Source organism: Methanobrevibacter sp., assembly GCF_045112895.1.
Classification (GTDB): Archaea; Methanobacteriota; Methanobacteria; order Methanobacteriales; family Methanobacteriaceae; genus Methanocatella.
The window spans coordinates 57,424-78,425 of record NZ_JBGUIH010000023.1 but is presented as its reverse complement, the minus strand read 5'-3'; the positions used below and the strand labels follow the sequence as shown (position 1 = coordinate 78,425).

General features: G+C 38.1%; 28 protein-coding genes. 12 read left to right on the top strand and 16 right to left on the bottom strand.

The features are described from left to right. Positions 1 to 28 precede the first annotated feature (28 nt). Positions 29 to 733: a class I SAM-dependent methyltransferase gene (locus ACJMLD_RS05255; protein ID WP_405268784.1), complete on the bottom strand. Its 705-nt coding sequence runs from the start codon at positions 731 to 733 to the stop codon at positions 29 to 31. A gap of 139 nt (positions 734 to 872) precedes the next feature. On the opposite strand from ACJMLD_RS05255, the gene ACJMLD_RS05250 reads away from it, so the two are divergent. The 5 genes from ACJMLD_RS05250 to ACJMLD_RS05230 are packed head-to-tail and all read left to right on the top strand — an operon-like array spanning position 873 to position 5,944. Next, positions 873 to 1,706 (top strand): phosphorylcholine transferase LicD, encoded by an 834-nt coding sequence (locus ACJMLD_RS05250; protein ID WP_405268781.1) that lies wholly within the window; start codon positions 873 to 875, stop codon positions 1,704 to 1,706. A 16-nt stretch (positions 1,707 to 1,722) separates the two neighbouring features. Continuing rightward, complete coding sequence (locus ACJMLD_RS05245; protein ID WP_405268778.1) at positions 1,723 to 2,688, top strand: NAD(P)H-dependent glycerol-3-phosphate dehydrogenase; 966 nt, start codon at positions 1,723 to 1,725, stop codon at positions 2,686 to 2,688. Then, positions 2,689 to 3,393 (top strand): 2-C-methyl-D-erythritol 4-phosphate cytidylyltransferase, encoded by a 705-nt coding sequence (locus ACJMLD_RS05240; protein ID WP_405268775.1) that lies wholly within the window; start codon positions 2,689 to 2,691, stop codon positions 3,391 to 3,393. 8 nt (positions 3,394 to 3,401) lie between these two features. Continuing rightward, a complete protein-coding gene (locus tag ACJMLD_RS05235) occupies positions 3,402 to 4,400 on the top strand; it encodes an acyltransferase (RefSeq protein WP_405268772.1) in 999 nt (332 codons plus the stop codon). A gap of 50 nt (positions 4,401 to 4,450) precedes the next feature. Beyond that, positions 4,451 to 5,944 (top strand): hypothetical protein, encoded by a 1,494-nt coding sequence (locus ACJMLD_RS05230; protein ID WP_405268769.1) that lies wholly within the window; start codon positions 4,451 to 4,453, stop codon positions 5,942 to 5,944. A 30-nt stretch (positions 5,945 to 5,974) separates the two neighbouring features. On the opposite strand, the gene ACJMLD_RS05225 is transcribed toward ACJMLD_RS05230, so the two are convergent. From ACJMLD_RS05225 to ACJMLD_RS05200, 6 genes are all read right to left on the bottom strand, one after another. Continuing rightward, the gene (locus tag ACJMLD_RS05225) at positions 5,975 to 6,361 is read right to left on the bottom strand and encodes a type II toxin-antitoxin system VapC family toxin (RefSeq protein ID WP_405268767.1); all 387 of its coding nucleotides are present in this window, start codon (positions 6,359 to 6,361) and stop codon (positions 5,975 to 5,977) included. Continuing rightward, positions 6,362 to 6,565 (bottom strand): hypothetical protein, encoded by a 204-nt coding sequence (locus ACJMLD_RS05220; protein ID WP_405268764.1) that lies wholly within the window; start codon positions 6,563 to 6,565, stop codon positions 6,362 to 6,364. It abuts the gene before it with no gap. 35 nt (positions 6,566 to 6,600) lie between these two features. After that, positions 6,601 to 6,837, bottom strand: coding sequence for a hypothetical protein (locus ACJMLD_RS05215; protein WP_405268761.1), 237 nt, complete (start codon positions 6,835 to 6,837; stop codon positions 6,601 to 6,603). A 106-nt stretch (positions 6,838 to 6,943) separates the two neighbouring features. Then, positions 6,944 to 7,459, bottom strand: coding sequence for a flavodoxin family protein (locus ACJMLD_RS05210; protein ID WP_405268758.1), 516 nt, complete (start codon positions 7,457 to 7,459; stop codon positions 6,944 to 6,946). After that, entirely contained in the window at positions 7,452 to 7,916 is a 465-nt protein-coding gene (locus ACJMLD_RS05205) for a flavodoxin (protein ID WP_405268756.1), read from the bottom strand. The genes ACJMLD_RS05210 and ACJMLD_RS05205 overlap by 8 nt, the downstream gene beginning before the upstream one ends. Before the next feature lie 59 nt (positions 7,917 to 7,975). Continuing rightward, entirely contained in the window at positions 7,976 to 8,938 is a 963-nt protein-coding gene (locus tag ACJMLD_RS05200) for a methyltransferase domain-containing protein (RefSeq protein WP_405268753.1), read from the bottom strand. 163 nt (positions 8,939 to 9,101) lie between these two features. On the opposite strand from ACJMLD_RS05200, the gene ACJMLD_RS05195 reads away from it, so the two are divergent. Genes ACJMLD_RS05195 through ACJMLD_RS05175 form a run of 5 tightly spaced genes read left to right on the top strand, consistent with a single transcriptional unit; the run spans position 9,102 to position 13,521 of the window. Beyond that, on the top strand, positions 9,102 to 9,872 hold the full coding sequence (locus ACJMLD_RS05195; RefSeq protein WP_405268897.1) for a uroporphyrinogen-III synthase: 771 nt from the start codon (positions 9,102 to 9,104) through the stop codon (positions 9,870 to 9,872). After that, positions 9,865 to 10,965: a glycosyltransferase gene (locus ACJMLD_RS05190; RefSeq protein WP_405268750.1), complete on the top strand. Its 1,101-nt coding sequence runs from the start codon at positions 9,865 to 9,867 to the stop codon at positions 10,963 to 10,965. The genes ACJMLD_RS05195 and ACJMLD_RS05190 overlap by 8 nt, the downstream gene beginning before the upstream one ends. 11 nt (positions 10,966 to 10,976) lie before the next feature. Beyond that, positions 10,977 to 11,246, top strand: a complete 270-nt coding sequence (locus ACJMLD_RS05185) for a signal recognition particle subunit SRP19/SEC65 family protein (RefSeq protein WP_405268747.1) — start codon at positions 10,977 to 10,979, stop codon at positions 11,244 to 11,246. 5 nt (positions 11,247 to 11,251) lie between these two features. Then, positions 11,252 to 12,658, top strand: coding sequence for a single-stranded-DNA-specific exonuclease RecJ (gene recJ, locus ACJMLD_RS05180; protein WP_405268744.1), 1,407 nt, complete (start codon positions 11,252 to 11,254; stop codon positions 12,656 to 12,658). A gap of 59 nt (positions 12,659 to 12,717) precedes the next feature. Beyond that, entirely contained in the window at positions 12,718 to 13,521 is an 804-nt protein-coding gene (locus ACJMLD_RS05175; RefSeq protein ID WP_405268895.1) for a winged helix-turn-helix transcriptional regulator, read from the top strand. Here ACJMLD_RS05175 and ACJMLD_RS05170 read toward each other — a convergent pair whose 3' ends face one another. Both ACJMLD_RS05170 and ACJMLD_RS05165 read right to left on the bottom strand, forming a co-directional pair. Next, positions 13,522 to 14,793, bottom strand: a complete 1,272-nt coding sequence (locus tag ACJMLD_RS05170; RefSeq protein ID WP_405268741.1) for a DEAD/DEAH box helicase — start codon at positions 14,791 to 14,793, stop codon at positions 13,522 to 13,524. A gap of 27 nt (positions 14,794 to 14,820) precedes the next feature. Further along, on the bottom strand, positions 14,821 to 15,681 hold the full coding sequence (locus tag ACJMLD_RS05165) for a radical SAM protein (protein ID WP_405268738.1): 861 nt from the start codon (positions 15,679 to 15,681) through the stop codon (positions 14,821 to 14,823). 86 nt (positions 15,682 to 15,767) lie between these two features. Here ACJMLD_RS05165 and ACJMLD_RS05160 point away from each other — a divergent pair, with 86 nt between their 5' ends. Both ACJMLD_RS05160 and ACJMLD_RS05155 read left to right on the top strand, forming a co-directional pair. Beyond that, positions 15,768 to 16,454: a PD-(D/E)XK nuclease family protein gene (locus tag ACJMLD_RS05160; RefSeq protein WP_405268735.1), complete on the top strand. Its 687-nt coding sequence runs from the start codon at positions 15,768 to 15,770 to the stop codon at positions 16,452 to 16,454. Positions 16,455 to 16,460: 6 nt separating this feature from the next. Continuing rightward, positions 16,461 to 16,925 (top strand): thermonuclease family protein, encoded by a 465-nt coding sequence (locus ACJMLD_RS05155; RefSeq protein WP_405268732.1) that lies wholly within the window; start codon positions 16,461 to 16,463, stop codon positions 16,923 to 16,925. Here the strand turns inward: ACJMLD_RS05155 and ACJMLD_RS05150 are convergent, their stop codons facing one another. From ACJMLD_RS05150 to ACJMLD_RS05120, 7 genes are all read right to left on the bottom strand, one after another. After that, on the bottom strand, positions 16,926 to 17,564 hold the full coding sequence (locus tag ACJMLD_RS05150; protein ID WP_405268730.1) for a hypothetical protein: 639 nt from the start codon (positions 17,562 to 17,564) through the stop codon (positions 16,926 to 16,928). A gap of 31 nt (positions 17,565 to 17,595) precedes the next feature. Beyond that, complete coding sequence (locus ACJMLD_RS05145; RefSeq protein ID WP_405268728.1) at positions 17,596 to 17,994, bottom strand: RDD family protein; 399 nt, start codon at positions 17,992 to 17,994, stop codon at positions 17,596 to 17,598. A 9-nt stretch (positions 17,995 to 18,003) separates the two neighbouring features. Next, positions 18,004 to 19,026 (bottom strand): hydrogenase expression/formation protein HypE, encoded by a 1,023-nt coding sequence (hypE, locus tag ACJMLD_RS05140; protein ID WP_405268725.1) that lies wholly within the window; start codon positions 19,024 to 19,026, stop codon positions 18,004 to 18,006. Positions 19,027 to 19,132: 106 nt separating this feature from the next. Further along, on the bottom strand, positions 19,133 to 19,507 hold the full coding sequence (locus ACJMLD_RS05135) for a 30S ribosomal protein S8e (RefSeq protein ID WP_405268722.1): 375 nt from the start codon (positions 19,505 to 19,507) through the stop codon (positions 19,133 to 19,135). A gap of 194 nt (positions 19,508 to 19,701) precedes the next feature. Then, complete coding sequence (locus ACJMLD_RS05130) at positions 19,702 to 19,941, bottom strand: hypothetical protein (protein ID WP_405268719.1); 240 nt, start codon at positions 19,939 to 19,941, stop codon at positions 19,702 to 19,704. Between the two features lie 9 nt (positions 19,942 to 19,950). Next, the gene (locus ACJMLD_RS05125; RefSeq protein WP_405268717.1) at positions 19,951 to 20,424 is read right to left on the bottom strand and encodes a hypothetical protein; all 474 of its coding nucleotides are present in this window, start codon (positions 20,422 to 20,424) and stop codon (positions 19,951 to 19,953) included. 83 nt (positions 20,425 to 20,507) lie between these two features. After that, positions 20,508 to 20,852 carry a hypothetical protein gene (locus tag ACJMLD_RS05120; RefSeq protein ID WP_405268715.1) on the bottom strand — a complete coding sequence of 115 codons (345 nt, stop codon included), beginning with the start codon at positions 20,850 to 20,852 and terminating at the stop codon, positions 20,508 to 20,510. Positions 20,853 to 21,002: the final 150 nt, after the last annotated feature.

Below are 21,002 nucleotides of genomic sequence, written 5' to 3'. Positions count from 1 at the left end.
CCCAAAAATAGAAAAAAGTAAATCAGATTTATTCTATTATGAAGAATTTATTTGTAGTTTCACTATGATGACTTATATCTTCAAAAATATAATCTGAGAATAGTTTATTATAATTCAAGTTTTTAAAGCATTCGACATATTCATCTTCAGTTCTATAGATAGCGTTGTAATCGGCATCCAATCCTTCAGAATAAAAGTCTTTAAGTGTTAATCTGGTTTCACGAGATATTGGTTCCATAATAAACAATTTTTTATTTTCAGAACCGACACGATTAATGTTTTCCATGACTTTAATCAAGTCGTCATCGTTGATATACATCAAAACTCCACTGATGATTATGATATCAAATGGCGGTTCGATTAATAACTCATTTTCACAAATATCTGTAGCGGACATGACTTGGAACTTGCAGTTATCATAATCGATAGTTTCATTGGCAATGTCAATCATGTCTTCGGTATAATCAATTCCCATATAAGACTCACATTTATCATGTAAGGTTTCAACCCAACGACCAATACCACAACCAATTTCAAGAATCTTTTTACCAGAACAATCAATGTGTTCATGGAATGCATTTTTTTCTTCAATGTGTCTTTTTTCAGAAGTTTCCTTATCTTGGAATAAAACAATTGATAAATCGCTTTCTAATTCACGGTTAGCTCTATCGCTGAAAAAACCTTTAACCTTATTGGAATTAATATCTTCATGTTCACCATATAATCTTGCCATTATTACATCCTCAAAATTAATATCTTTGATTAAAAAATCTAATTGATAAATATAAACAATATATATTATATAAATGATGCTAATATATATAATTTAATAATTAAAGAAAATGCAACATGCAAATATTGGTGAATATTATATGTTTAAGTCAAAAAGATACGATGATGAAACTTTGAAACATTTACAGCAAGTTCAATTGATGATTCTTAAAGATTTCATCAAGATTTGTGAAGATAATGATTTAACTTACTTCATATATGGTGGAAGTTTATTAGGTACCATAAGACATGGCGGGTTTATTCCATGGGATGACGATATTGATGTAATCATGTTTAGGGAAGATGTTAATAAATTAGAAACCATTTTAAAGAACGATTTGGATGAAAGATACAATTTTTTTGATGTATTGAATGAAGAGACTTATTTTCATACATTTGATAGATTAACACTGAAACATACATTATTCAAAGAATGGTGGGCAAACCAAGTAGATTACACTCCAAATATCTTTATTGATATTTTTATCTTAGATAATATTCCAAATAACAAAATTAAAAGATTTATCCATAAATGGACTAGTTTTTCACTTAATCAGTTAACAATCTTTGCTTTCATTAAGTTTGATAACAAATCTAAAATCAAAAAAATCATTCAACAGACGTTACATTATATATTAAAAATAATTCCTGTTTCACCTTACACTATTAAAAAGAAATGTGTAGAAACATTCAGAAAATATCAAAATGAAGACTGCGAACAAGTATGTGACTTCCCAGCAATATGCCAAATGCCAGTGTACTATAAAACTGACTGGTTACCTCCAAAGAAAGCGCAATTTGAAGACATTGAGGTAAATATTCCAAACGATTATGATAAAGTGTTAACAAGAACATATGGAGATTATATGAAATTGCCTCCAAAAGAAGCTAGATTCCGTCCAGCTCCTGAGGAAATTGACTTTGGCGAGTATTAAACAAAAAGGTGATAAAATGACAGATATCGGAGTAATTGGCGCAGGTGCCATGGGAACCGCAATTTCACAATCTATTGCGGAAAATGCAGATAATTTATTTTTATATGCTAGAAAAGAAGAAATATGTGATGAAATCAATTCCAGCCATTACAATTCACAGTATTATCCTAATTTAAAATTAAAAGAAAATATCATAGGCATAAATGATTACGATAAATTAAAAGATGTTGATATCGTTTTCCTATGCATTCCATCATCTACAGTCAGGCAAGTGACTGGTGAACTAAATAACATAATTTCTAAAGACTGTGTAATAGTAACAACAGCTAAAGGAATTGAAGCCAATAGTAATAAGCGCATGACTGAAGTCATCGAAGAGGTTACCGGAAGACCTGCTGTTGCTTTATCCGGACCTAATATCGCTTCTGAAATGGCGAAAAATTTATCTACAGCAACAACCATTGCTTGTTCCAATGAAGACTATTTGAATTCTGTCAAAAATGTGCTAAAAACAAAGAAATTTAAGGTCAATGCAAATACCGATGTAATCGGTACTGAGTTTTGTGGTATTGTGAAAAATGTATTGGCTATCAGCCAAGGAATCTGTGAAGGATTGGACATCAATGATAATGCAAGATTCGCATTGTTTACCAAAAGTTATAGTGAAGTAAAAGAGATTATTGAAGCACTTGGCGGGAAAAGAGATACTGTTGACGATTATTGTGGTTTTGGAGATATAATCACTGCATCAACCTTATCTGTGAGCAGGAATCACACTTTAGGCGTTTTATATGGTCAAGGCATTGTTGTAGATGAACAGTCATCAGGAATCTTATTCGAAGGAAGAAACACTACCGTGATTATGAAAGGCATTTGTGAAAAATATGGTCTTGACAGTCTAACCGTTGATTTTGTTTATGAGGTTATTGTGGATAAAGAAAATCCTAGATTAGCCTTCAATAAATTTTGGGATGGTTTATGAATGATTTTTGCGGCAATACTGGCTGGAGGCATTGGAACAAGAATGGGTTTGGATAAGCCTAAACAATTCGAAATTGTAGGGGATAAACCCATCTTAGTTCATTCCATTGATAAGTTCTTAAAAGTCGATGAAATTGATAAAATAATTGTATCTTCCCCTAAAGATTATATTGAAACAACAGAAAAGCTTGTTGAAGATTATTTTAATAAAAATGAACGAATTGTTATCATTGAAGGTGGTGAAACTCGAAATGGTACGATTTTAAAATCAATTGAGTATGTTAAAGCCCATTATGATGATGCAGATCCCATTCTAATAACTCATGACGCTCCAAGAATATTCGTTAGTCCGGAGCTGATAAAAAAAAGCATTACTAATGTTGAAGCTCATGATGCGGCAAGTCCTGTGATTCCTGCCATTGATGTGATTTTTGAAAGCAAAGAAGAAGGAAAACTGACAGATATCCCCCTACGTAAAAATTTAGTTCATTCCCAAACTCCACAAAGTTTTAAGATTAATAGATTTATTGATTTATATAGCACTTTAAATGAAGAGGAAATAAATAAATTAGATGAAGCCATGATGTTATTTTTCTTAAGAGATGGCGATATTTCACTCTTTGAAGGAGAACCTGCCAATTTTAAGATTACTAGAAATATTGATTTGATAATAGCCGAGGCTTACCTAACAGAAAACAAAGATTAAATGATAAGATGAAAGCCAAAAAGGAAAGAATATTCTACTATGATGCATTGAGAGCATTTGCAATAATAGCCGTTATCATCTGTCATGTAGACCATTTCTTCGGTCCATTGACAAGCACTACACAAGTGGTCGCGCAGATGGCTTTCCATGACATTGGAAGAATCGGTGTTCCCATCTTTTTAATGATTAGCGGCGCTCTTCTTTTAAACCGTGAGTATCCTGATTTGGGCCAGTTTCTAAAGAAGAGATTTGCAAGAATCATTTACCCCTTCATCTTTTGGATTATTCTGATTCTAGGCCAATTATACTATTACGGTTACAATACTGGATTTATGTGGAAAGTCTTTATCGGCGAGCCGTCTATAACATGGTATTTCTGGGTCCTGATTGGAATCTACCTGTTCCTACCTGTGCTCAATTCATTCGTCAAGGAATATGGCGAGAAAGGTTTGGAATACTTTTTGGCAATCTGGTTCATCATAATGATTCTTAAAACCTTCGATTCATACCCGTTATGGAGCTATTTCGATTTGAGCTACTTTGCTGGCTATGTAGGTTATCCGGTTTTAGGATATTATTTGGCCAATAAGAAGTTCAAAATGAGCGATGCTAAAGTCTGCCTTTTGGGATTCGTTACCCTTCTGGTTTCATTTAGCGTTTTTGTTTATCTCAATTACCAAAGCAGCAATATGATTAGCTTAATCTATCAGAATGTACCGATAGTCTTTATGGGCACTGGATTATTCCTATTTGTCCAATATTTAGACAAATTAAATAGATTTGACTCAATCAAGAACAACTTCATTGGAAAAATAATCCTTTCATTAAGCCTCTACAGCTATGGAATGTACTTCTCACATGTTCTGGTCGTGAAATTCTTGTCCTATCACAATCCCCAGACACATATGATGTTTCCTGTGATGTTTGTAGTGATAATATTCCTATCATGGCTGATGCCGTATGTCCTAAGCAAAATACCATACATCAAAATATTCAGCGGTGCATGATTCCCTTCTTTTAGTCAAAATTTAAATAGGACATTGGATTAATTAAATTCATGAACAGAAAATACATCATTGCAGTTATTGCAATCCTATTAATAATTTGTGGATGCGCCTTTGCACTCACAAACTCATCTAGCAATGCTTCAACAAGCATTGATGCAAATGCACTGGAGGACAGGGGCAACCTTGTTGTTGACTCTGAAAACTTGGATGAAAGCAACGGACTATACCACACTGATAGTGCAGATGTCAATTCAATTCTTGTTAAAAATGGAGGAACCCTAAAGCTCATCGACTCCATTGTCAACAAAACAGGAGACACTGCATCTACTGGTGATGATGCTGATTTTTATGGAACCAATTCTGCGATTCTTGTAAACACCAACGGCACATTGGACATCTCCAATGTTGAGATAAACACCGATTCCAAAGGATCCAACGGCATTTTCGTGACAAATGCCGAAGTTTCAGGAAGCGGCGATTCATCCCATGGCGGTGAAGGAGGAGAGCCTCCTGAAGCTGCAGGTGATGGCGGACAGCCACCAGAAATGCCGGAAGGCAACGGAGGAGGACAGCCACCAGAAATGCCTGACGGCCAAGGTGGAGGAGAGCCTGGCCAAGCTAGCGTTGAAGGAACTACTGAAGCTACAATCAAAAACGTGAAAATCACAACACATTCAGACAAGTCAAGAGGCCTTGATGCAACCTACAACGGCATCATCAATGCAGAGAATGTAATTATAAACACCGACGGGCAAAGCTGTGCTGCCCTAGCAACAGACCGCGGAGAAGGACAGGTGCATGTTAAAAACTCACAAATCAACACCGGCGTCAGCAAGGAAAGCGGCAGGGGTTCACCTTTAATCTATTCAACGGGAAACATTACACTTGAAAACACACAAGGTACTTCCTACGTATCCCAAATAGCTTGCATTGAAGGTAAAAATTCAATTGAGCTTACTGATTGTGATTTGAAAGGTTACGGTGGAGGAAACCGTCAGGATGGTTCAAATTATGTTGATCTGGGAGGAGTGTTCATCTATCAGAGCATGAGCGGAGACGCTGATGTGGGAACATCACTGTTTTGTGCCAAAAACTCAAAACTTACAATTCCCGAAGACTCACCGGTCTATGCAGAAGCCCCTATGCTTCATGTAACCAATACCGCCTGCGTCATCAATCTGGACAATACAGAATTGAGCTTCGGAAGCGGAACATTTTTAGAAGTTTCCAGCCAGAACCAATGGGGAAACACAGGCTCCAACGGCGGAACAGCTGAACTAAACACCAATAACGAAAAAATAGACGGCAACGTCATTGTCGACTCAATCAGCTCCCTGAACTGGACCATGAAAAATACTGAATTTAAAGGAACAATAAATTCAACCGGCAACACTACCGTTGATGTGGCTGACGGCTCCACCTGGACATTGACCGGCGACAGCACCGTGTCCGACCTAACCGTTTCAGGCAACATCGAATATGGTGAGTATTCAATTACAGTAGATGGTCAAAAATACGACAGTTCAAATCCATTTAATGGATAGGAAAGATTTTACTTTCCTAATTTTTAATTTTTAAGATAATCTTATAATATTATCCACTTTATCAAAATCACTATCAAAACTAGCAATTTTAATAATGTCTTCTTTTCTCATTATTGCCACATACATTGCATCAAAAAAGGAAATTGATGAATCATATTTGACAAACTCATCCATTGCTTTATCATACAAGAAATTATCATCAATTACATGAAAAAAGTTTGGAATATTCCTATAGATTTCCAGAATATCCTTTGTTTTAAGCTTATTTTTCAATATTGTAACTGTTTCGGCAATGACTAAATTAGATATTGCTAATTCTTCATTCTTAATTTCATTGTAAACTTTAACTGCAGATTCATGCCAATCATCATTTGAAACAAATAACCCCACAACAAAAGTAGTGTCTAAAAAAATCAATTAAAACACACCCCTTTTAAAGTCTTTTTTTAGATTTAAGCTATTTATTTTCTCATTTGCCTTGAATTTTCCAATGAAATCATCCAGGCAGATTTTATTTTGTGGTGTTTTTTTACGATACATTGTATGTTTTCCTAAAATTTTAGGTGAAGATATTTTTCTTTTTTTATAGTTAGAAACATTCACAGTATCACCTAACTTCATATTAATCACCTAACTATATAAATGTTTTCATGAAATTACAAATTATTATTTTTAAAGTCATGTTTTAATTTAACAGAATCAATTTTTTCTTCTGCAGAATACTTGCCAATCATTTCATCCAATGTTAATTCTTTAATAAAATCTAATTCAACTTTTCCATTATCGTTTATTCTCCATTCCACTTTATAAGATTTGTCCAAATTAAATTCATTGCGGATTTCAAGAGGAATAACAGTTTGAAATTTATCGTAAATTTTTGTTACACTAACCATTAAAACACTTCCTAACTATAATTTAATTACCTAACCAAATATAAATATTTATGTATTTTTGAAAAAATAGTAAAGAAAAAAATTAATTAAAGAAAAAAAGAAAAAATTAGCAGTCAAATCCTGCCTCATAAACTTCCCTCAGCAATTCCGGCTGGGATTTTGCATCACCGATGACAGTAAACACTGCCTTTTCGGTCGGATTTTTGGAAAAGCTTATAAAATCCCTGATTCCTGTCAATGCATTTCCGTTTGAAGATCCGGCTGATGTTATGATGTAGTAATCCTTATCCTCCAAGTGATTGAATATCGGATAGCATCTGTCAAAGAACCTCTTCAGGGTTCCGCACATTGAATAATAGTAGATCGGGGTTGCATAGACTATTACGTCCGCTTCCATCATCTTGTCAAGGACTTCGGCAAGCCCATCTTCCTGGAAGCATTTCATCTCAGAGGTCTTGCATTTCATGCATGCCTTGCATGAATGGAATCTGATTTCTTCCAGATTGTATTTTACGGCAGCATTGTCCGCATCAAGCGCTCCCCTTACGAATTCATCACATAAAGTATCTGAATTTCCACCTATTCTTGGTGAAGAACTAATAACAATTACCTTTTTACTCATCTTCAATCCACTCCCTGGCTTTTGAGACATCGCCCATGAATCTCATTCCCTTTGTGAAATTGAGTTCGGGATAGGTGCCCTGCAAATCGCTTACGCATTTGTCGATTCCGGACCCTCCTGAGGTGCAGAACAGTTTAATTGATTTTCCTGTCAAATTCACGCTTTCGATGAAGGTGTTGATTATTGTAGGTGCGGTATACCACCATACCGGAAAGCCTATTGCGACAGTATCATAAGTGGAAACGTCGCATGTTTTTGCAATCGGCGGTCTGAAAGCCTTGTCATTCATTTCCTTTGTTGATCTTGAGTTCTTGTCAGTCCAGTCCAAATCCGCTGGAGTGTAGATTTCCTGCGGAACTATTTCAAAAATGTCATATCCGTTTTCATCGGCTATCTTTTCAGCTACCCCTTTTGTAACTCCGCTGGCCGAAAAGTATGCCACCAATACATTAGTCATGTTATCACCTAATAACTAATATAATGGTGATGCTATTTAATTGTTTACAATTGCAACATTTATTTAGGGTCCTTAATCTTGTCTACTATCCTGACAATCTTTCTTCTCTTGAACAGTTTCAATTCCTCTTTTGAACTTTTACAGTCCTTTTTGATTTTTGCATTTTCCTTGCCGAGCTTTACATTTTCCTTGCTGAGTTTTTCGTTTTCCTTGGTGAGATTGGCGTTTTCCTTTTTGAATTTCGAATTCTGCTTCTTGAATTTCAGATTTTCCTTTTTGAGCTTCAGGTTTTCATCGGCCAAACTGTTGAACACATCGGCATTGGCCTTTGCGCCGCCTTTGCCTTCAGATTCAAATTCTTTAATTTTTTTCAATTTCAAAAGCAGTATGCCAGGACGGATTTCCTTATTGTCAAAATCATAAAAGGTAGGATTGTCCAAGTTTTCACGAAAACCTGTCTTGAAGACAGTTTCATAGACCCTTTCCTCAACAACCTCAAAAACATCCAAGAAATTGTCTTTCAAATTCAAATTAATGGTCAATGGTTCTGTTTTTGTCGGCTTGTGATTTACGTCTACAATGATGCCACAGATTCCGCCGACCTTCACTACACGCTTGATTTCTGATATGGTCTCATCCAGATCGTCCACATGGTCAAGGGAGTTTATGGAGAATACAAAGTCGAATGTCTCATCTTCAAAGGGCATGTTTTCGCTGTATCCCATTACATAGTGCATCTTGTGGAACAGTGTTCCTCCGCCCAGCTTATAGTAGTCGTTGACCAGCGGATCGAGGCCTACCCTCAATGAGGCCATGTCAGCCCATTCAAGGCTTCCCCTTGGGCCGCATCCGATGTCCAGAATTGACTTGCCTTCATAGTCCTCATGGGTCAGGTCAAAATCATCAATGTAGAATTTCTCATATGGGGCACCACCGGAAATCTGCTTTAAGGTCTTTTCCTCCATGACCTTCTTTGACCAGAATTTCAGTTCGTGCCTATGCTTAAACTCATTATCATCCATATTATAACCACATATTCACTCTATATAGTTCATTATATGTCATCAGATTAATATAAATATACGAACTAAACCTATGTTAATATCAATGATTTTTCAATTGACAAATAATATAAACAAGCAATACTAAAATATATAACATTATTAACTGATGAAGGTAATATTAATGTCAAAACCTGTCGTAGCAATAACAAGACCAAAAGACAGAGCGAAAAAAGCCTGTGAAATTGTAGAGGAATTGGGCGGTGAGGCTGTTCTGGCACCAACCCTTGACTTGAAACCTGTCAATACGCAATCCCTAAAGGACCTGGTTGAAAGAAAGGACGAGCTTGACTGGATCATTTTCACATCACCGACAACAATCGTTTCACTTAAAAAATTCCATCCGGAATTTTTGAAAAGCTTAGATTGCAAATTAGCTGTCATTGGAAACAAAACCGGAAAACTGGCCGAAAAGGAAGGCATGACCGTTGACTTGATGCCTGAAAACTTTACAGCCGAAGGGTTGATTGAAGAATTTGCAAAAAGAGGGATTACAGGAAAGACCATTGGAATTCCTAGAACAGCATCTGCAAGAGCCGTTCTGCCGGAAGAGCTTGAAAAGCTTGGAAATACCGTAATCCTAGCCGAAGCATATAAATCACTTTCCCCGATGGATGAAAATGCTGTTGAAGAGCTGATATCAAAAATCGAAAATAGGGAAATTGATGCGATTACATTTACAAGCCCATTGACTGTTGAAAACTTCTTTGAAATCGTCAGGGACAAGGAAAAAATAGCCGGACTATTGTCAGAAAACCTGCTGACAGTCTGCATCGGTCCGATTACCGCAAAGGTTTTGGAAAAGTACAATATTGCCCACATCTACCCAGACACTTACACTGTTCCGGACATGATGGAACTGTTATTCAAGACATGGAGAGAAGAAAATGAGTGAAAAGATAAGCATAATCCTGCCGATTTTCAATGTCGGACCTCACCTCAGGGGAGGAATCGACTCCCTCATCAACCAGACAATCGGTCAAGACAAGCTTGAAATCATCATGGTTAACGACTGCTCAACAGACGGGTCCGATAAGATCATCGACGAATATGCCGAAAAGTACGACTGCTGCGTGGCAATCCACCATGAAAAGAACAGCGGTGCTGCCTATACTCCCCGCAATACCGGCCTCAAGGCATGCACAGGCGATTATATAATGTTTTTGGATCCTGATGACAGATATACTCCTGACGCCTGCGAGACATTATTCAATGCAGTCAAGAGCAATGACGCTGATGTCGCATTCGGACGCTTCAGAAGGATATTCGAATATGGAGGCAAAGTCCAGAAATCCTTTTCACCGTATTTGGACAATCTGGAAAATGCCTATCCTGATGAAAACCTGGAAACCGCAAACTTCCTGGACATTCCTGATTTCGTATGGGACAACTTTGTAGAGAGGTTCCTCTACGGAAAGACATTGGAGGTTACCTATCCAAGGAACATACCGATAGACACAATTCATGTGGACAACATTGAACAGGAGCCTGACTTGCTTAAAATGGCTCCCGCAGTATGGAGCAAAATATACAGAAGGGAACTTCTGATGGACAACAACATCACATTCCAGCCCTTCGTTTCAGGAGACGACATGGCGTTTTCCCTGGAAGCCCTGCTGCACGCCGACGGCATCGTATTTCTAAACAACTTCATATGCTACGACTACTATATCAGAGATTTGCCGGACGACAAATCCATTACAAATACAGTCAACGTAAGGCTTCTCGACGAGCTGATGGAATCCTACATCTACTGCAGGCAGTGCACTGAAGGGTACTCCAAATATGTACAGACAGTATCTGTCAATCCGCATCTGCTTCACTGGACCAATTCCTGGAAGAACTCCCCATTTACAAAAGAGGAAAACAAGCTGCTGTTGAGCAAAGTCAACAAGCTTAAGGAGATTCATCAAAGCGATTTGAAAACAAGAATGCTGTTGTCATCAATGACAACCGCCATTGAAGCTAAAATACAGATTCAAAAATAACAGGTGTAAAAATGATTACAATATGGCCACAATACTTGAACAAAAACCTATCCCTTAAGGAGGGCCGCAAGATTGCAAAGGAAGATTGCGTGAAGGACCCTTCAATCAATGAGATAGAAAAAGCCCTGAAGAGACTTGGACTAAAATACAGCCTCCAAAAGGAAAGCGCATATCCTGGCAAATGGTATGAAAAATCCGGAAGAGTCCTTGTCGAATGGGACAAAACAAAATTGGAACTTATACGTGAAGTTAGCTTAAAAATAAAAGAGATTAGAAACTGATTACTATGCAAATACCACAGAAAATGCATGAACAGTACCGTCAGGCAAAGGAAATCATTGAAGATTCAAGCGACATAAAGGTGTATTCACACATCGACTGCGACGGCATCTGTTCAGGCGCAATTTTATCAACCATACTTGACCGACAAAATAAAGAGCATGACATCGAATTCGTGAATTTAGATGTCTTAGACAATATTGACCTTACACATGAGCTTACAATCTTTTCTGACCTGGGTTCAGGACAATTAGTAGATGCCAATGCAAAAGAAGGTCAGAAAATCATCATCTTAGATCATCACCCTCCATTAAGAGGCTTAGATTACGGGAATGACAAAGATTATACCTATTTGGAGATTAATCCGCTACACCACGGTATTGACGGGTCTTATTATGTATGCGGCGGAGGACTATGTTACTTCTTAGCAAAGGAATTTGGATATGATGATTTAAGCTGGATTGGAGTTCTTTCCGCTATCGGAGACATGCAAAACACCAGAAGCGGGCATTTTGAAGGATTGAACGAAATCATCCAGCAAGACGCAATCGACGGAGGATACCTTGAAGTAACTAAAAATGATTTAAACATCTACGGTAGAAATACAAGGCCTTTATTTGTAGCTCTTTCATATTTCAGTGATGTAAAACTCCCAATTACAAATAATACGACCGAAACAATGGCCATTTTGGAAGAATTGGGAATCGATGAAAAACATAAAAGGAAGACCCTAAATGAGCTGACAATGGCTGAAAAAGGAAAACTCTACCAATACCTTGTTGGAATGCTTTCAAAAGTGGTTCCGGGAAAATATGTAAGATATATCCCTCAACTAATCATTGGCGACTCTTATACATTTTTAAAAGAAGACCCTGATAGCTTTCTAAGAGATGCTTCCGAATTTTCGACAGCAATGAACGCATGCGGCCGGAATCGCGAAGAGAAGATAGCTATGGAAGTTTTAAAAGGGGACAGATTTGTAGCGCTTGATGAACTTGAAGCTGTGAGCTTGGATCACAGACGCAACCTCGCTCAGTCAATTGCACGAATAACTGAAAGTGATGAAACAAACATCATTGAAATGGAAAATCTGCAGTACTTCGATGGCACTGGAATAAAGCCTGAGATTGTTGGAACAGTAACAGGAATGATTTTAGGCAGCTGCAACTGGAAAAAACCAATTATAGGCTTTACACAAACTGATGAAAAAGGGCTTAAAGTTTCACTCAGATGTTCAAGATTACTGTCATACGACGGAATTCACTTCGGTAACATCATAAGAGATGTTGCAGGCGAAGTTGGAGGAACCGGAGGCGGGCATTCAATGGCATGTGGCGCCTACATTCCAATTGATAAAAAATCAGAATTCCTTGAACTATTTAATGCTAAACTAAATGGCGTGATAACTAATTAGTATATATAATATAAAGAAGAAATATATGATTAATCAATTTTAATTGAGGAATGAATATGATGAAAGCATTTAAAAAAAGAGGTGCACTAACACATTTCCAAATTTTGAGTGAAATTTCAAAACAGGACCCTCACCTCAAACAGAAAGATTTGGCTAATAAACTGGGAATTACAATACAAGCTGTTTCCGAAAACATTAAAACACTAATCGAATTAGGATACATCACCTCAAAAGACGGAAGATCACCTTATAAAATCACCCAAGCGGGTATCGATAAAGTTAAAAAAGATGCAATCAGCTTAAGGAAATACTCTGATTCAGTATTGGAAACAATGAATCATTATAAAACTATCTGGCCGGCTATTGCAAAAGAAGACCTTAAAAAAGATGATATTGTTGGTCTTTTCATGGAAGACGGAGTATTATACGCTCACAAAAAAGAAGAAAATGCGACAGGTGTTGTCTTGGACGATGCCGAAGCAAACATGGATGTGTCACTAACCAACCTCACAGGCATTATTGACATGAGCATCGGCGAAGTTACTGTCATCAATGTTCCGACCATCAAGAATGGCGGTTCCAAAGCCTGCGATTTAGAGCTAATCAGAAACGTTTACGACAAAGGAACAAACAGCGGCGAGAAAATCGACAAGGTGGCTGCAGCCGGTACCGTTTCACGTGCCGTCATAAACAAATTAGGACTGCCTCTTGACATCGAATACGCCGCACCGCAAGCAACTGCAAATGCCGCCCGCAAAGGACTGAACGTCTTGGCGATTTGCGTTGGTGACATGAGCAAAGCCTTTACACGTGAGCTTGAAGCCGAAAAAATTAAATACAATGTTATTGATGGGGCAAAATAATTAATTTTCCCTCATTTTCTTTAATAGTCCAGCTGCCAGTTCAGTTGAACCAAATTCCTTATTTTCATTCTTTTTTATTATTTCAATGTATTCATCCAGACTATCCCTTGAACTTTTTACTTCATTTAAGATTAGATTTGATTTGATCTCGTTTATCTCCCGAAGCGTGGGGATATCCTTATATGCAATATTCCTATTTGACTTTCTGATATTGTCAAACCTTGACATCTCATCCTTTGATACCAGGGTAAACGCAAAGCCTGTTTTTCCGGCACGAGCGGTTCGCCCGATTCTGTGGATGTAATCATCAGAGTTCTGCGGAACATCATAATTAATAATGACATCTACCCCGTCAATGTCAAGTCCGCGGGCCGCCACGTCCGTTGCAACCAGGATGTCTATGTTGCCGTTTCTGAACTTGTTCATTACCTTATCCCTTGCCTGCTGGGTCATGTCCCCATGAAGGGCATCGGCCTTGAAGTCCTGCTTTTTCAAGTGCTTTTTGACAAAATCAACGCTTTTTTTAGTATTGCAGAATATCAGAACCAGCTTAACATTATATGCATCGATTAAACGAGTCAATGATTCAAACTTGTCTTTGATATCACATTTGAAAGCATATTGTGTTATCTTTGGAATGTTCTGCTTTCTGTTTGAAACCTTAATGAATTTAGGATCTTTCTGATACTTTCCGGCAATGTCCCTGATTTCCTTTGGTATTGTAGCTGAGAAAAGCAGCGTCTGCCTTTGGCTAGGAGTGTCTGATAGAATTCTCTCTATATCCTCCCTAAAGCCCATTTCCAGCATTTCATCGGCTTCATCCAAAACAACGCTTTCAATGCCTATCAAGTCCAGGTTTCCCCTTTCGATGTGGTCTATTACCCTGCCTGGCGTTCCGACAACAATGTGAACTCCCTTTTTGAGTACACGGGTTTGCTTTCCAATAGGCTGGCCGCCGTAAACAGCCAAAACCTTGAGCTTTTTTATTCTGGAGCCGGCTTTGGCAATCTCATCTGCAACCTGCATGCACAGCTCCCTTGTCGGGCACAATATGATGGCCTGAGGGGATCTGTCCGGAACGAAAATCTTTTCAAGGACAGGCACTGCAAAGGCCAGGGTTTTCCCGGAACCTGTCTGTGCCTGAGCTATAATGTCAATGCCCCTCAAAGCATCGGGAATCGCCATCCTCTGAATTGGGGTCGGATTTGTAAAACCCATATCATCAATGCCCTTTTTGATATCATCTTGAATGTTGAAATCATTGAAATTCATTAATATAATATTTAAAAAACAAGTTATTTAAAGTAGTTTGCTCTGAACGGACTTCTGTGGAAATTCGGCCAGATAGTTCAAGATTTCATAGGTATCGTTGAGAATTCCATTATCTGCAGTTTTTCTTTTGAAGATTTCCATCAGCTCCTTCTCATCTGGAGATGGAATCGAATAGCTCTCACCAAACTCCCTGACATACCTTTCCTTCAGGTCCGGAAAGTGTTCATCCAATTTCTTATAGAAATGCTGGCGGTTTCCATCCCTCAAGGTAAGGCCCATACCAAAGCATAAGATTCCATGGACATCGGCTTCAATGCATCCATCGAGGATTCCATTGATGTTTTCGGCAGTATCGTTGATGTAAGGCAATATCGGACACAGCCACACGACAGTAGGGATGCCGTTTTCATTCAGAGCCCTTAAAACTTCAAATCGGCGGGAGGTTGTGCATACATTCGGCTCCAGAATCCTGCAAAGCTCATCATCGGCAGTGGTTATGGTCATCTGAACGACAGCCTTTGACTTCTCATTGATTTTCTTAAGAAGGTCCAAGTCCCTTAATACCAAATCAGATTTTGTGATGCATGTAAATCCAAAGCCATAGCGGTAGATCAGCTCCAAAGACCTCCGGACATATTTCAAGTCCTTTTCAAGGGGAATGTAGGGGTCGGTCATCGCTCCGGTTCCAATCATTGCCTTAGGCCTTTTGATAAGCTCCTTTTTAAGCAGCTCCAAAGAGTTTTCCTTGACTTCGATGTCTTCAAATTCATGGTCCATATTGTATATGGCGCTTCTGGAGTCGCAGTATATGCATCCATGGGTGCATCCCCTATAGAGATTCATTCCGTTTTTTGAAGACAGTATGCTTTTGGAGTTGACGTAATGCATGAAATTACTTTTAGCCTTAAAGGTATTTAATAGGATTGCCAGAGCATATGAAAAGTATTAGATATCAAAAAGGACAGAATAAAATTATGAAGCAAAAAAACATTATAGGATATGCAACGGAGTATGATATTAAAGAGCATCCTTCAATCAAAGGCCTTCAAATAATTGAAGGAAAAAACAATTTCCCGATTAGTTGGCTCAACCAGCAGGGATATTGCGAATACCAGCTATATCTCCAATACATGAAAGGCATAGAAACGCCTGCAACACCTGAAATGACACACGGAAGTGAAATCCATCATCAGCTGGAAGAGATATTCAAGCAGGATTCGGAACAGTCCACATTTGAAGATGCCCTCGAGGCATCCAAAAAGGACGCATCCATGTCGAGGGAATGCTTTGTGATAGCCCCCGAATATGGAATCCGAGGATATATCGATGAAATCTGGATGAAGCCCGATGAAATCGTGATAATCGACGACAAGCCTGGAAGGACCCCCTACCAATCCACAATGAATCAGGTAAGGGCATACTGCCTTGCATTCAAGGACATGACAGGAGACGAAAGGAAAATCAAGGGGGCTCTAAGGGAACGGGGCACCAATAACCTGTTCTGGATTGAAGTATTCACACCGGATGTTGAAAATGAAATAAGGTTTACAATCGACAGGATGCATGGCCTGTTTGAAGGTTCAAAACCATTCATACCGACAAAAAACCATAGGAAATGCAATTCCTGCAGATTCAAAAGCAAATGCGAACATGCAAAATAGATCAACATGAACAAAAAAACAATATCCCTAATCCTATTGGCGGCATTCATAATTACACTGGCATTGACTGCTGCAAATGTCTTTATGCAGGACAACAACACCATCGAAAGCCAAAACGGAACATTGACGATAAACAACACAACAATCCACTATGAAAATGCGGGAAAATGCCTGGAAGTCATTGACGGAAATACGATTCAAGTCTACGGCATCGGCAGAGTCCAACTGATTCAGGTGGATACGCCAAATGAAGAGCCAGGATACAGCCAGGCAAAAAAATTCGTTGAAGACAAATGCCTTGGAAAAATGGTTTATCTTGATATAGACGACGAGCAGCCTGAAGATAAGTACGGACGCACACTGGCTATCGTCTACACTGACAGCGATGACATAAACAGAGAACTGCTCGATAATGATTTGGCCAGAATATCCTATTTCGAGCCGAGCGAATTTGAAAAAGGAGAAGTATAGCTAAACAGCCCGATTCAAGCCTAAATAGATTTTATTTTTCTTATATACTTTTTCCAATATTTCATTCCATTCTTCGACGCTGATGCGTCCCTTGTTTGGAATCAGACCGTCAAGTGACGATTCCGTCACGTTCAATATGTCTGCCAAAACAAATGATAACGTTCTGCCGGTCAGCGACAGGTCATAAGGGTCATAGCCCGTAACCATCAGGACCCAGATATTGTCTCTGGAAGCGCTGTCATATTCCTTTTTAAGAGAATCAAACCAGCTGGCTATCCTGTTGCCTTCACTTCCGATTCCCTCGCCGATTGAAATGTAATAGTCCTCGCCAGAAAATTCAATGCTGGCACAGGCAGCATCAATCTTACCTGTAAGCTCAGGAGAACCGATTTCCAAATCATATTCATTGTTTGTAATAAAATCAGACAGATAGTTTTCAATTTCCTTTCTGTTTTTAAAGTATCCTATCGGTTCCAGCCTATCAGGGTCCCTATCACATAAGTCATAAATCAAATCCTCATCAACGTCAACGATTTCATATCCATCGAGCTTATGGGACTTATATTCCTTAAAGTCTATGCAATAGTTTTCCAAATCTTCCTTGTTTAGATACCAGAGAACCTGAACTTTCTTTATCATTTTAATCCAAAAAACTAAAAAAGTGAGCTGTTTAAAGCTCATCAACTACAACGGTCTTTGTAATGTTGTTAAATAGCCTGTCAGCATTTAGCGCTCTTCCAATAGCCCAGTCAAAAATAATCGGGAACCAGTATATTTTTGTCAGATTGCGCACAATGGCCTGAGGCCATGAAATATATGAGCCGTTTCTAGACCTTACCTGCAGATACATCAAGGATTTGCCGACAGTGGCCCCTGCCGCCTTTTCACATAATATGAAATAAAGCAGAATCAAAACAGGCAGGATATACGGGAAATACTGATAGACAGTATATGTATAATATGGCGCTATAATCAAGGACAGCAAATAAGCAATAATCCACATGAATGCTGAAACTACAAAGAAATCCATTACGTATGCAATAACTCTTCTTGTAAATACACTTACCATAATTATCACCTAACAAACTCTAGGAACCGGATCTGCAATTGGCGCCTCGAGGATTCTTTCACCACCGATTGGGGTGTTTACTACAACGTAGTCCCCTTCAACAACCTCGCCAATAATGGCTGCATTTTCACCATATTTTTCGCCTTTGATAGCTTCAAGAATCTCTTCAGCCTTATCTGCCTTGACACCCATGACGACCTTTCCCTCGTTAGCTACTTCAAATGGATCAATGCCCAGCATTTCAGATACCGCATGAACCTCTTGCCTGATTGGAATTGCATCCTGTTCAAGCACAACTCCAACGCCCGCTTTTGAAGCCATCTCATTAATGGCATTTGCAAAGCCTCCTCGGGTAGGGTCTTTCATGGCGGTAACTCCACCGATTTCCAAAGCCTTTTTAATAATATTCCACATTGGAGCAACATCAGATTTCAAATCAGTTTCAAAACCGAATCCTTCCCTGAATGACATCAAACTCATTCCATGATCGCCCAAAGTACCGGTAATGATAATCTTATCGCCTACCTGCAAAGTTGAATCGCGAATTACTTCGCCTTTTTTAGCCAATCCTATACCGGTAGTTACCATTACAATTCCTTCAAGCTTATCCTGAGGCATTACCTTAGTATCGCCGGTAATGACCGCCACATCAACTTCTTCACATGCTTCGTTTAATGATTTCATTATCCTGTCCAAATCATCTATCGGAAATCCCTCTTGCATGATTATTGCATTGGAAATTGCCAATGGACGAGCTCCCATTACAGAAACGTCGTTGATTGTTCCTGCAGCTGAAATCCTACCTATGTCACCTCCAGGGAAAAACAGAGGGTCTATAGTGTGGCCATCAGTTGTAAAAACAATTTCATAATCATCTCCAATAGGGATTGATGCACCGTCATCGAGGGCATCGAGACTAATACCACCATTAACACTCTTTTTGGTGATATTATCTAAAACTGTGCTGGCAATCAGATTTGCCATTACTTCTCCGCCGGCACCATGATTCATATTGATTTTATCGTCTGACATTATATCTCCTAATTAGTAATAATTAATGAAATAATATTTGTAAAAACAAGTATATTAATATAGTTAAAAAAAAATTTAAAAAAAAAGAGAATTTAAGAAATTAATCTTAAATTAAAATTCCGTTAATAACTCCATCCTGACCAGGTCTGGATGTTACTTTAGCATTACCTTCAGGGGTTTCTACAATAGCACCTTTGGTAATGATGTTCCTTCTTACGTAGTTAGGGTTAGCAGTGTTTTCAACTACGTTAAGGATATCTACAACTTTGGTTTTTCCGTTAGCGTCAGTTACGTTAATTTTGTTAGCAGTTGCTAATCTGAGTTTTTCGTTACCGCCACGGGTTCTGATCTTTCTTAATTTTTTTTCATCTAATCTAGTTTCCGCTGGGTCTCTTCCTAATTCTGATTTCCTTTTTCCACGGTGTGCAACATTTCTTGCACCGGAAGGACTCCTTGTTGATTTTCCTTGAGAAATTGACATTTTTTCACCTTAATAAATATAATCTATAAATTAGTAATCGCTGCCACCAAGCCTCTTTTCAATCAAACTATCGGCAAGATAAATGATAGCTTAATTTTTGAGAGCAAAAAAAGAGCCTTAATGAATAATGATAATAAAATATTAATTTATCATTATATATAAATGTTTTATTTTTAAGGCCAAAAATAGGAAATTCATTTCTTGTTTTTCAAAATGAATTCATCGACCAGCCTGTCGAAGTCCTCTTCACTAAGCTTTTCATCGGATGCCGCTTCAAGAATTTTCTGTATGTCTTCGCTTGAAACATCATCACCTAAAAAATCAATCAATAACTCCTTCAGGTCATTATCATCAATATATGCCTCTTTATTTGAGGATATGCTTTCAGCAGCACCATTTTCATCCAATATGTAATAAGGAACATTCTTTTCCATTAATTCCACCTAATCATCATCTTCTTCTGGAAACTCATAATAGACTATTCCGTAAGGGTCATCATCGAAATACCATTCATTTGGCTCATCCAGATAGTCCTCATCGTCAAGAATATCCTCTTCAACCTCTTCGGCCCCTTCAACTTGGATTATGATATTCACATCATCGTCCAGATTTTCAACATCGATGCCCAATGCGTCCAAATCGATTACTATCTCATCCTCGTCGGCACCTTCGGGAATGACAATGACTATCTCATCACCAGATTTGAAATTTATTTTTTCATCCATACTATCAACATCATCCATAATCACATTGCCGAGATTCCCATCAAACAACTCTATTGAATTATCCAATTCATTGCTGGCAAGCAGATAGCCTTTGGCGAACAGCTCTTCAATATCCAAATTACAGGAAGGGCAAATGAAGCTTCCTTTTAACAATTCGCTACCGCATGAAGGACAATAATTGATCTCTACCATCACATAACCTCGACAATTTGTAATTGATATTACTATTTGAGCGCCTATACTTAAATAGATATTGCTTAAATTGAGATAGCAACCTAGTGGTTGCTATCCATTTCAAAGCTGATATTTGGAATACCGTAACTGTTTCTGCATCTGATTGAGCAGACCTTCAAATCCTCAATGAACATGTTGAAGTACAGGCAGATGCTGTCGCAATCGATGCTGATTTTAACATTCGAATGCTCCAAGGTTTGCTTTGAAGTGTTCAAAACTTCAGATGCATTTCCTACAAACACTGAGTTTGGGAAATGGTCATCATCGATTCCCAGAAACACACCGTTTGAAATGTCATAGTCTGCACAAAAACCGTTTTCGCCATCAACTTTTCCAACAAAGGTATCGCTTACCTCATCATAACTTGAAATCAATCTTTTTTTCATTGTATCAACCTCACACATAATATGTTACCATTGACATATAAAAAATGCCTTAGAGCATTTGAAAAGTAATTTGAAGCCATTATAAAGTAAATAAAGATATTTCAAAGCAACAAAATTGAGATAAAATTGAAAAATTGATTTAGAAAAGTA

What these genes read in the sequence shown, in the direction of transcription:
- ACJMLD_RS05255 (WP_405268784.1), bottom strand. Translation starts at nt 733, where the DNA reads ATGGCAAGATTATATGGTGAACATGAAGATATTAATTCCAATAAGGTT.
- ACJMLD_RS05250 (WP_405268781.1), top strand. Translation starts at nt 873, where the DNA reads ATGTTTAAGTCAAAAAGATACGATGATGAAACTTTGAAACATTTACAG.
- ACJMLD_RS05245 (WP_405268778.1), top strand. Translation starts at nt 1,723, where the DNA reads ATGACAGATATCGGAGTAATTGGCGCAGGTGCCATGGGAACCGCAATT.
- ACJMLD_RS05240 (WP_405268775.1), top strand. Translation starts at nt 2,689, where the DNA reads ATGATTTTTGCGGCAATACTGGCTGGAGGCATTGGAACAAGAATGGGT.
- ACJMLD_RS05235 (WP_405268772.1), top strand. Translation starts at nt 3,402, where the DNA reads ATGAAAGCCAAAAAGGAAAGAATATTCTACTATGATGCATTGAGAGCA.
- ACJMLD_RS05230 (WP_405268769.1), top strand. Translation starts at nt 4,451, where the DNA reads ATGAACAGAAAATACATCATTGCAGTTATTGCAATCCTATTAATAATT.
- ACJMLD_RS05220 (WP_405268764.1), bottom strand. Translation starts at nt 6,565, where the DNA reads ATGAAGTTAGGTGATACTGTGAATGTTTCTAACTATAAAAAAAGAAAA.
- ACJMLD_RS05215 (WP_405268761.1), bottom strand. Translation starts at nt 6,837, where the DNA reads ATGGTTAGTGTAACAAAAATTTACGATAAATTTCAAACTGTTATTCCT.
- ACJMLD_RS05210 (WP_405268758.1), bottom strand. Translation starts at nt 7,459, where the DNA reads ATGAGTAAAAAGGTAATTGTTATTAGTTCTTCACCAAGAATAGGTGGA.
- ACJMLD_RS05205 (WP_405268756.1), bottom strand. Translation starts at nt 7,916, where the DNA reads ATGACTAATGTATTGGTGGCATACTTTTCGGCCAGCGGAGTTACAAAA.
- ACJMLD_RS05200 (WP_405268753.1), bottom strand. Translation starts at nt 8,938, where the DNA reads ATGGATGATAATGAGTTTAAGCATAGGCACGAACTGAAATTCTGGTCA.
- ACJMLD_RS05195 (WP_405268897.1), top strand. Translation starts at nt 9,102, where the DNA reads ATGTCAAAACCTGTCGTAGCAATAACAAGACCAAAAGACAGAGCGAAA.
- ACJMLD_RS05190 (WP_405268750.1), top strand. Translation starts at nt 9,865, where the DNA reads ATGAGTGAAAAGATAAGCATAATCCTGCCGATTTTCAATGTCGGACCT.
- ACJMLD_RS05185 (WP_405268747.1), top strand. Translation starts at nt 10,977, where the DNA reads ATGATTACAATATGGCCACAATACTTGAACAAAAACCTATCCCTTAAG.
- recJ (WP_405268744.1), top strand. Translation starts at nt 11,252, where the DNA reads ATGCAAATACCACAGAAAATGCATGAACAGTACCGTCAGGCAAAGGAA.
- ACJMLD_RS05175 (WP_405268895.1), top strand. Translation starts at nt 12,718, where the DNA reads ATGAAAGCATTTAAAAAAAGAGGTGCACTAACACATTTCCAAATTTTG.
- ACJMLD_RS05170 (WP_405268741.1), bottom strand. Translation starts at nt 14,793, where the DNA reads ATGAATTTCAATGATTTCAACATTCAAGATGATATCAAAAAGGGCATT.
- ACJMLD_RS05165 (WP_405268738.1), bottom strand. Translation starts at nt 15,681, where the DNA reads ATGCATTACGTCAACTCCAAAAGCATACTGTCTTCAAAAAACGGAATG.
- ACJMLD_RS05160 (WP_405268735.1), top strand. Translation starts at nt 15,768, where the DNA reads ATGAAGCAAAAAAACATTATAGGATATGCAACGGAGTATGATATTAAA.
- ACJMLD_RS05155 (WP_405268732.1), top strand. Translation starts at nt 16,461, where the DNA reads ATGAACAAAAAAACAATATCCCTAATCCTATTGGCGGCATTCATAATT.
- ACJMLD_RS05150 (WP_405268730.1), bottom strand. Translation starts at nt 17,564, where the DNA reads ATGATAAAGAAAGTTCAGGTTCTCTGGTATCTAAACAAGGAAGATTTG.
- ACJMLD_RS05145 (WP_405268728.1), bottom strand. Translation starts at nt 17,994, where the DNA reads ATGGTAAGTGTATTTACAAGAAGAGTTATTGCATACGTAATGGATTTC.
- hypE (WP_405268725.1), bottom strand. Translation starts at nt 19,026, where the DNA reads ATGTCAGACGATAAAATCAATATGAATCATGGTGCCGGCGGAGAAGTA.
- ACJMLD_RS05135 (WP_405268722.1), bottom strand. Translation starts at nt 19,507, where the DNA reads ATGTCAATTTCTCAAGGAAAATCAACAAGGAGTCCTTCCGGTGCAAGA.
- ACJMLD_RS05130 (WP_405268719.1), bottom strand. Translation starts at nt 19,941, where the DNA reads ATGGAAAAGAATGTTCCTTATTACATATTGGATGAAAATGGTGCTGCT.
- ACJMLD_RS05125 (WP_405268717.1), bottom strand. Translation starts at nt 20,424, where the DNA reads ATGGTAGAGATCAATTATTGTCCTTCATGCGGTAGCGAATTGTTAAAA.
- ACJMLD_RS05120 (WP_405268715.1), bottom strand. Translation starts at nt 20,852, where the DNA reads ATGAAAAAAAGATTGATTTCAAGTTATGATGAGGTAAGCGATACCTTT.